The 9730-nt window shown below is 36.9% G+C and carries 9 protein-coding genes; 2 read left to right on the top strand and 7 right to left on the bottom strand.

Translation table 11 applies throughout. The features are described 5' to 3' along the window. Positions 1 to 384: 384 nt before the first annotated feature. The 3 genes from ACRD7B_RS16710 to ACRD7B_RS16700 form a co-directional block, all read right to left on the bottom strand. The gene (locus ACRD7B_RS16710; protein WP_430825744.1) at positions 385 to 726 is read right to left on the bottom strand and encodes a heavy-metal-associated domain-containing protein; all 342 of its coding nucleotides are present in this window, start codon (positions 724 to 726) and stop codon (positions 385 to 387) included. Between the two features lie 25 nt (positions 727 to 751). Then, positions 752 to 2986 carry a TonB-dependent receptor gene (locus ACRD7B_RS16705; protein WP_430825743.1) on the bottom strand — a complete coding sequence of 745 codons (2235 nt, stop codon included), beginning with the start codon at positions 2984 to 2986 and terminating at the stop codon, positions 752 to 754. Positions 2987 to 3094: 108 nt separating this feature from the next. Beyond that, positions 3095 to 3571: a hypothetical protein gene (locus ACRD7B_RS16700; RefSeq protein ID WP_430825742.1), complete on the bottom strand. Its 477-nt coding sequence runs from the start codon at positions 3569 to 3571 to the stop codon at positions 3095 to 3097. 206 nt (positions 3572 to 3777) lie between these two features. Between ACRD7B_RS16700 and ACRD7B_RS16695 the strand changes: the two genes are divergently transcribed. Beyond that, positions 3778 to 4974 (top strand): hypothetical protein, encoded by a 1197-nt coding sequence (locus tag ACRD7B_RS16695; protein WP_430825741.1) that lies wholly within the window; start codon positions 3778 to 3780, stop codon positions 4972 to 4974. On the opposite strand, the gene ACRD7B_RS16690 is transcribed toward ACRD7B_RS16695, so the two are convergent. Together ACRD7B_RS16690 and ACRD7B_RS16685 are read right to left on the bottom strand one after the other, a co-directional pair. Continuing rightward, entirely contained in the window at positions 4971 to 5741 is a 771-nt protein-coding gene (locus ACRD7B_RS16690; protein WP_430825740.1) for a patatin-like phospholipase family protein, read from the bottom strand. The genes ACRD7B_RS16695 and ACRD7B_RS16690 overlap by 4 nt on opposite strands. Positions 5742 to 5779: 38 nt before the next feature. After that, positions 5780 to 6493 (bottom strand): phosphatase PAP2 family protein, encoded by a 714-nt coding sequence (locus ACRD7B_RS16685; RefSeq protein WP_430825739.1) that lies wholly within the window; start codon positions 6491 to 6493, stop codon positions 5780 to 5782. A gap of 134 nt (positions 6494 to 6627) precedes the next feature. On the opposite strand from ACRD7B_RS16685, the gene ACRD7B_RS16680 reads away from it, so the two are divergent. Further along, complete coding sequence (locus tag ACRD7B_RS16680; RefSeq protein WP_430825738.1) at positions 6628 to 7959, top strand: glycoside hydrolase family 1 protein; 1332 nt, start codon at positions 6628 to 6630, stop codon at positions 7957 to 7959. Here ACRD7B_RS16680 and ACRD7B_RS16675 read toward each other — a convergent pair. Both ACRD7B_RS16675 and ACRD7B_RS16670 read right to left on the bottom strand, forming a co-directional pair. Beyond that, positions 7937 to 9382 (bottom strand): sodium/proline symporter, encoded by a 1446-nt coding sequence (locus ACRD7B_RS16675; RefSeq protein ID WP_430825737.1) that lies wholly within the window; start codon positions 9380 to 9382, stop codon positions 7937 to 7939. The genes ACRD7B_RS16680 and ACRD7B_RS16675 overlap by 23 nt on opposite strands. A gap of 127 nt (positions 9383 to 9509) precedes the next feature. Continuing rightward, on the bottom strand, positions 9510 to 9704 hold the full coding sequence (locus ACRD7B_RS16670; protein WP_430825736.1) for a sporulation protein Cse60: 195 nt from the start codon (positions 9702 to 9704) through the stop codon (positions 9510 to 9512). Positions 9705 to 9730: the final 26 nt, after the last annotated feature.

The following is a 9730-nucleotide window of genomic DNA, read 5'->3' as shown; positions in this document are numbered from 1 at the left end:
CGCCGCGATAGCTATCGCGGGAAGCGGCGACAAAGGTAAGAACTTTTATCCGTCCTTTCCAAATGTTTTTTCAGCTTTTTTTGAAGTTTATTTTTAAGTACTAAAATCGACCCAAATCCTTTTCTTCAATCCGAAAAATCATTCCAAAATGTTACTCCTTTTCAGCAGCCATTGCTGCCTCTGTGCCCCTTAATCAACCATGTGTTTCTCTCAAAGCGGGTGCAAAATAACGGATAGTTTTTGACAAGTCCAAATTACTTTGAAAGGTTTTTTGAAGAAAGTTTTTACAGGGGTTTTTAGGGACTGGATACGTGGGGGTTAGAGAAAGAAAAAAAAGAGGCTCCAATTGCGAACCTCTTTTTAAACGACTAATATTATTCTGCTTTAATGTCCTCCGCAACACTTTTTCTTTGTCGCCTTAGAACAATCTCCCTCCTTTAATTCGGAAGCTTCAAATCCTAATTCTTTGAATGCAGCAACCAATTTTTCACCATTGGTTTTATCCACCTTATAAGTAATAGCTACAGTTTGCTTCTCGAAATCGACTTTTAGATCTTTGATTCCTTTCTCATAAACCATGTTCTTGTTAATCTTATTAACACAGCTCTGACAGTCCATCTCTACTTTATAAACAACTGTTTCAGTTTTCTTTTTGTCATTTTTTGCTTGTGCCGAAAAAGCAAGCAAGCACAAAACGATCATCAAAACACTTTTTAAAATTTTCATTGGATTTTTATTTATCTGGTTATTACTATTCTCTATCTATAAAATAACGAAGGCCAAAATAAATCCTTCTTCCTAATACAGGCCCCCAAGTTAATGAGCTATCAAATTCAGAACCGAAAGGATCATCGCCTGCAATAATTGGATTCGGCTGTTTAAAGTCTGCTAGATTTTCTGCGCCAATATACACATTCCACTTGCGAAAGAACTTGGTTACTTGCGCATTCATTATTTGATATGGTTCAAATCGATCTGGTCTTTGGTTGACTGGGGAGTTCTCCAAAGTAGTTGGAACACGACCTCCTCCATTAAACTGCAGAGTGTAATCGAACTGCCATTTCTTTAAAGGCGTTGCATACGATAAGGTAAGCAAACCTTTATATTTGCTATTAAGTGGGCGCTCCATCAAAACACCATTATATGTTGTTTTAACATCGTTCATGCGCCAGGCTCCAACCACATCGAGTCCACGTAACATTTCGTACTTTGCCTCGACCTGGAAATTATTCGCATAAGATTTTCCATCTAAATTATAAAAGGAGATTAAACGTGCACTCTGATCAGCATCAGCTACCAGCTGATTGACAAAATCTGTACGATAGAACTCCATATTAAAAGTTAGCTCTTTACCTGCTACATCAAAATACTGTGTAATATTGGCTCCATAATTCCAAGCCTCTTCAATATCGATATCATCTGCAATAAGCAATTGTCGGGAACTGGCTAACAGGTAGCTATTTTCAGCCAATACATTAGGACTACGAAATCCCTTACCAGCCGATGCCCTTAATATGGTTTTGGGGGCAATGTTATATTTGGCATGTAAACGAGGTGTAAATAATGTTCCATAAATATTATGAAAGTCGCTTCTGACGCCAGCTATTAACGTTAAACGTTCAGGTATACTATATGTATATTGGAAATACATTCCTGGAACGAATTCATCTCTCAGGTAATTATTACTTGTGTTTCCATCGCGATAATCCATTTGAAGTAGCTCATCAAACATATCACCCTGAAAACTTAAACCAGTTGTAAATTTATTGTTTTCATTACCTATGATTGATTGAAATAATAAATTGGCATAAAACGAATTCTGTGTGGCATCATAAGTTTTTAATCCATAAAATGAATTTTGCTTATGGTGCGACCAATTAGCCACCAGGCCAATACTGCTAACTTGATCCTTAAAAATATAACCTGCCTTACCGAAAGCCTCAAGTCGCTTCGTATCAATCTTAATTCCGTAATACTCATCAGATGGTTTATTGTCATCAAACTCCATTTCACCACCCAAACGTTCTTCATCGATAAACTTAAGTCCCAACTGCGAAGTAAATCCTTTCTTATTATTAAAATCCCAACGATTCATAAGGTTGAGCTGACTAAGCAAAGGTTCGTCCCGAAATCCATCATCATTTAAATCATTTGACATCATGTCTTTTGAGTAATGAGCAAAAACAGCGGTTTTCATCTTATCGTTAACATGAATCGAACCGTTCACATTAGCCTCGGCACGTCCCATATCACTGCCAAATAAATTAAGAAAGAACTTTTCAGAATCGAGCGGCTTTTTATATTCCACATTTATTTGACCAGTTAAAGCTTCAAAACCATTCACAACAGTTGATGTTCCTTTAGATATCTGTATGGCATCCATCCAGGTACCAGGAATATACGTCAGCCCATATGGTGTAGCCAAACCTCTGAAATTTGGCATATTCTCCGTCATCATTTGAACGTAATTTCCAGATAATCCCAATAATTGAATTTGTTTAGCTCCCGTTGCTGCATCAGAATAAGCTACATCAACCGATGCATTTGTTTCAAAACTCTCGCTAAGGTTGCAACATGCCGCCTTACACAATTCCTCACCCGTAACATTAATTGTAGCAATGGGATCCAATCGTGACAAGTAAGCACCTGGCTTCTTTCCTGCCACTTGAACTTCGTCCAATTGTTGATCAGGTAATAACTCAATCTTAAGATTTTTCTTATTCGACACATCAATGGTATCAGTTACATATCCGATATAACTAACTACCAAAAAATTCTTCCCCGACACTCTAGGCACATTAAATCTCCCCGATCCATCACTAATTGTACCAGTTTGCGTTCCAGACCAATACACATTAGCACCAACCAATTCAATGGTTTCACCATTTTCCTTTGCTTTAATTACACCTTTTAACTCATCTGATACTTGAGCTGATGTAATTGAGCAAACAATTAGAGCAAACAGCCCCATGATTACTTTATTCATTTCCCACTAATTCATTCAAGGGATTGCAATTTCAATCACCTCTTAAATACTAAAGATTGTTTCTAAACTTGCTCCAGATTATGGAGACTAAAATAAATGATTAGTGAATCATAAAAGGAAAACGCAGTTCTCGGCCAAGGATGGTTCATCCGGCACATAGAGATTTACATTTTGATAGAAGAAACTTTTTTTAGAATCGGCAATCAAACAGCTATGTTGATGCAAATCTAACGGATAAAACAAATCGATTTCCGCAACTTTATTTTTTTGAATTGAGTTGAAAACAGTAACGTTAACTTCAATCCGCTTATATTCTTCGTTGCAGCAACTAGTACCTTTAAAATGTTCATGTTGAAATTCCTCACTTTCACAGCAAGACATTGATTCATGAGAACAACAGCAAGGCGTCGCTTCACCATGTGAATGCATGTGTTCATGCTCAACCTTCATGATGGTAGCAACTGTTTCATATTCATTACACGAAAAACAATGATGCTTAAAAATATTTACCCCAATTAGGGATGGAAGCATTACAAAAAGTAGCGCCCAACTAAGAAAGTGATATTTTAATACATTCTTCTTCATGTCTCTAAAAGCAAAACAACACAAAAAATAAAGAGTATCAAAAAAATGTAGCTTAACCGTGACATGACTTTCGTCAAAACACATCCCCTCATATCCACATTACACTGTCTACCTATTATTTACACCGATTGACCCGAGTGTGTTATTTAGATGTTAAAAATCAAGATAACTATCCTATTTTTGTAAAAAATTAAAAACACAAATATATGCCATTCTCTAAATGCTTCATCTACAATCCAACTTGCGACATGGCTGTTGAGAATGGAACAAATAGTTATATGGCACCTGAAAACCTCCGTATTTTCGAAAATGACATATCTCCCTTAATGGCCTTTCTTGGATCAAATAAGGATAAGATAATATGTAATTGCGAACTTAATGAACTAAAGAATTTCTGGACTTCTCTCAATTTTGATTATCCACAAGTATTAAAACAGGAAAACGCTTTATTAACAAATCATCAAAACCAAATCTACCCATGGGGATGGAGCCAACTGATAACGAAAAAGTTTAGCAAAACTAAAACTACCACTCAATATTGGCCCAACTTCTCTAATCAAGATACTAAAGAGCTGTTCAGTAGAATAACTACTTATAAATTAGCAAAAGAGCTATCAAAGCTAAAACAAGCTAAACATGATTTCATCCATCCAATTAGTATTCCCGAAAAAATCATTCAAATAGCAGATGCTGAAAAAATGCTAGCTCTTAATCCCAATGGAATAGTTTTAAAAACATTGTGGAGCTCATCGGGCAGAGGACTTATATTTGTTCGCAATAAAAAAGACCTGTCTATTACTGAACCTTGGTTAACATCAAAAATTAGGCAACATCAATTTGTTTTAGCTGAAGCAATTCTTGATAAAGTACAAGATGCATCGCTGCAATTTATTATTAATGAAAATAATGAATATGAGTTTTTAGGCATTAACTATTTCGATGCAGATTCACAGGGACGCTTTGATAAAGAGTATTTTCACACACCTAATCATTTGCAAAATACCATACCAGATACTGAAGGCTGGATTGGTGAGGTAGCTAACATGATCATTAATTCGATGAAGGCTATTCATCTCCATAATAAATACAAAGGGCCCGTTGGAGTAGATGCCTTATTTTTCAAAACACAAAGTGGTGATTTAAAGTTTTATCCTTTAATTGAAGCGAACCTAAGATGTAATATGGGCTTAATCAATTTAGCTCTAAAAAAACGCATCCATTCTAAAGCTCAAGGTTCCTGGAAAATTGAAGCATTTAAACCGGGAGAGGCTGCAAAGTTTTATAAAGATCAAATCAAGAAAAATCCAGTTGTATTAAGAGGTGGCTTAATTTACAAAGGTTTTATACCATTGACTTCTTTTCATGAGAACCAGCAGTTTGCTGCCTGGGGACTTATTCCTTAAACTCCTTTGAGCTCGGGAAGTATAAATTGTTTAATGGTTTTTATGGCCTTGTTGTAACCAATCTCAACCAATTCATCTACTTTATCGTAATCCCAAAAATGATAATTTCGGAGCTTCCGAGGTTCAATATAAAAGTCGCAATAATTACGGCTTAATTTAACGTTCTGCTCTAAAGCCAAGAAAAAAGAACGTTCCGCAATGGCTCTTGAACCCTCCACCTCATCAACAATGCCACTGTAATTAACATGAACACCAATTACTCTATCACATCTTCCCATCAGACATTCGGACGGTAGGTTATTAAAAAGTCCACCATCAATATATGTTTGATTATTTATGCTCTGTGAAGGGAATACAAATGGAATTGATGCTGATGCAATAACATACTCGAACAACTGTTGCCCATGACTAATAATCTCAACGCGCCCTGTATTGAGATTAGAAACCGCCACGAATAATTTCTTATTTAAGATCGAAAAATCATTCTTCTTAATCTTCTCCTCGAATATTTCCTTTAAAGGATTCAAGTTAAATAAACTGCTTTTCAAGAAATTAAATCCGAGTATTTTATAAAATTTCTCATCTCGTAATATCTGTTGCATTTCGGTAGGTGAATACCCAGCTGTATAAAACAATCCAACGATAGCTCCCATGCTAGTACCAGCTACAACATCGGGAAAAACACCGTGCTCTTCCAAAGCTTTCAATACACCTATATGAGCTATTCCACGTGCAGCTCCTCCACTTAATGCTATTCCTATTTTCATTGTTGCTTTATCCATACTATTAACAAACGTAAAACTAATTAAAAATAGACAACAACTCCATTGGATGACAATTGCACTTTACTAGATGGATAATGCGTAAAAATATAACCACTTAAAAAACCCAAACCAGCTCCTAAGACTGTATCAGACAACCAATGCTTATTTTTATACACTCGGGCAATAGCAACAGAAGCAGGCACAATATATATCCAACGGCTATAGGTTTCGGCATAAGGTGTAAAAGCTGCAAACGCCAATGATGTGTGTCCTGATGGCATAGACTTGTAATGATCTTCGCCACTAAACGGATGAAACGAATAGGCTCCCTCATCCATAAAGGGACGTGCTCTTCCAAGCGAATATTTAAATAATTCGGTAGCTAGCGCTGTAGTTGCAATACTCTTCATAGCATTCCAGGACGTGCGCTTTAACTTTTCATCTTTAATTATATGAGCAACTCCCCAAGTAGCTCCAACACCGGGCACAATGAAATATTTCTCGCCAAAGAAATTACTAACATCAGTGAGTTTATCCCCAAAATCCGTTTGATTATTTTGAAACCAATCATTAACGGGCTTATCTAACACCAAGGTTAGAGCAACACTTCCTACAACAATTAAGGATGCATTAGTTACATTCTTATTAAATTGAACCTTTTCATCCTTTGGGTACGAAAGATCATTCTGCAGTTGCCCACTAACAAAAGCGAAATGTGCAATAAGAACAAAAAATAGTAGTACTCGATTAATCATACCACAAAAATAAGTGAGCTTGCGAGATTACTAACATAAAAAACAACAAATGATTTTAATTCTTCTGCAAAGCTTAATCATTCCTTAACAGATTGCATTTAATAAGGCAATACTTTAGCAGCTCGATTGTGTATATGGATAAAGATGATTTCGGGGACGATTTTCTATGGGGCACTACCATTAGTGCGTTTCAAAATGAAGGTGCAGCTTTAAAGGATGGCAAAAAAGCTTCCATCTGGGATACCTTCACTGCTAATACAGATAATGTAAATAACAGTGATCAAATAGGTGAAGCGACCGCATTTTACACCAACTTTGCAAAAGACATTGCATCAGCTAGAGAACTGGGTCTCAAAATTTTCAGATTCTCACTCAGTTGGTCTCGCATTATTCCTAATGGTACTGGAGAAATCAATAAAAAAGGAATCGAGTTCTACCACAACGTTATTGATTGCTGCCTCGAAAACGAACTCATACCATACGTCACATTATACCATTGGGATTTGCCTCAATCAGTAGAAGACAAAGGCGGCTGGATCAACCGCGAAAGCATAACATGGTTCACCAATTATGTGGAAGTTTGCATAAATAACTTTGGCTCCAAAGTAAGCAATTGGATTGTCATGAACGAACCAATGACCTTTGTAGGGCTTGGTTATTTTATGGGATACCATGCTCCAAAAAGAAAAGGAATTGTTTCATTCATGAAAGCGGCACATCATGTTGTTATGAGTATTGCTGAAGGCGGACGAGTTATCAGACGTTTTCAATCAAATGCTAATATTGGTATAGCCTTATCTTGCTCGTATATTAAACCCATTAATAAGCTGCCCAAAAACGTAAGAGCTGCCAAACGAATGGAAGCTATGTTAAATCGTTTCTTCCTTGAGCCACTTTTGGGTTTGGGATACCCTTGTGATGCCATACCAACCTTAAACACCATCCGCGCCTACTTCAAAGATGGTGATAATGAAAAAATGGCATTTGATTTTGATTTCATAGGCATTCAATATTATTTCAGAGTGATTGCAAAGCACAGCCTGAATCCTCCAATTCTATTTGCCAACGAAGTGCATCCCACTCAACGAAAGGCAAATTTAAACGCTATGAATCTTGACGTTTTTCCGAAAGGCGTATATAAACTCTTAAAGTTTTATTCAAAATACCCACAAATAAAACAAATCATTATTAGCGAAAGTGGCGTCTGTTACCCAGACCACAAAGTGAATAATCACGTGTATGACGCACGACGACTTCAATATCACAAAAGCATGCTCAAACAAGTACTTAAAGCCAAACAACGAGGCATTAAGGTGAGTGGCTATTTTGTTTGGACATTGGTTGATAACTTTGAATGGCGCGAAGGTTTTGAACCTCGCTTTGGATTAATACATACCGATTTTGAAACTCAGGAACGAACCATAAAACACTCTGGGCTATGGTTTAAGAAATTTCTGAATACTTAGTTGGCCAGATAAGTGAACATAAAACAGCCAATATAAAGGCAATTACAAAACTTGATAAACGCTCAGAAATTCCAGTCGGATCGCTTAAGAAGGTTTTCCAAACAATGGATGAGACTGTACCGCCAATTAAGGATCCCATTAGGCCAGCTAGCGAAAAACGTTTCCAGAAAAGCAACAGAATAACGGCTGGACCAAATGAAGAACCAATACCTGACCATGCGTAAGAAACCAAACTATACACCGTTTCTTCGAGTGATATGGCAAACATAAAAGCAAGTAAACCTACTATTAAAATAAGCGCTTTGTTTAAAAGTAATTTCTTCTCTGGGATAAACTTCTGCATTGTAAAACTATTCACCACATCTTCGCCAATAGCCGTAGAAGCAACCATTAATTGAGAAGAAGCTGTGCTCATCATTGCACTAACCGCTCCCGACAATAATATACCCGCCAATAGAGGATTAAGCAGGGTAACAACCATAGTTGGCATTATTCGTTCAGAGTCAGCAAGCAAATCGCTCATCACATTTCCTAATAATCCATTTTTGGCCAAAACATAACCAATCAAACCAATGGCAAATGCACCAACATAGGCTAAGCTAGTCCATATTACAGCAACAGTACGACCTTGTCTGGTTTCTTTATCACTTCGCAGCGCCATCATTCTGGTTAATAACTGAGGCTGTCCCGTATAACCGAAAGCCCAACTTAAACCATTTAAAATCAATAATACAGAAAACATCCCTGCACCTCCGGCATCAATGTAATGTTCAGGCAGCTGTGTCAATACCTGTTGCACATCAACTCCCGCCTGAACCGCTACAAAATAAGCTACAACAGGCAATACAACACAGGTTATCACCATTAACAAGGCTTGAAAAGCATCGGTAGCTACCACAGTTATAAAACCACCCAACATTGTATAGATGGTGACAAGACCCGCACCAAGTACCATTCCCCAAAATGGATCGATGTTAAATGTATTATCGGATATTTTACCTGCCCCAGCAAACTGCGATGCGATGTAAAGCATAAAAAAGAACACAACGATTAACGACGTTGAGAGACTAATTAATCGATCATTCCCAGGAAAACGTTTCATAAATAATGATGGCACAGTCATCACTTTATGGCGTTCGGTATATTTTCTCAGCGGTTGAGCCATGAAAAACCAAATTATAAAAACTCCGGAAACACACCCTATTGCTACCCACAATGCTGCCATTCCCTCGGCAAAAGCAAAGCCTGTTAAACCCAATAAAAGCCATGCTGATTCCCCTGTGGCTCGCTCCGATAAAGCTAGTGAGTATCCCGAAAGCTTATTGCCTCCAATAACAAAATCATTATTACTTTTTGACTTGCGTGCACTAAAGGCAACAATTACAATTAATAGAATTAGGTAGAGCAGAAATATTATGGTCATGAAGCTTGATTTTAATATCAAACTACAGCTTTTTCTTTAAAACACAAAAAGAGGGTGTATCAAATACACCCTCTTTCTATATTAAAGCCTACCAACCAATTATATGAAGATAGACGCTAAAAAATCTCTATTTCGTTTTATATACCATCAAGGCTGAATAAACAGCAACACTTTGATCAGAATGCCCACTATATTTAATGTCAATCAATTGATCGCTAGTGATTCCTTCTTTCTTCAAAAACTTATTTATTTGATCATCCAAAGACTCATCAAAATCATCTGTACCGGTATATTGGAAATGCTTCGTAATAATATTGCTCATAATATTGTTTTATAAATTGCACATCT

Source organism: Carboxylicivirga fragile (assembly GCF_050589805.1).
Lineage (GTDB): Bacteria > Bacteroidota > Bacteroidia > Bacteroidales > Marinilabiliaceae > Carboxylicivirga > Carboxylicivirga fragile.
This window is presented reverse-complemented; position numbering and strand designations above follow the sequence as displayed.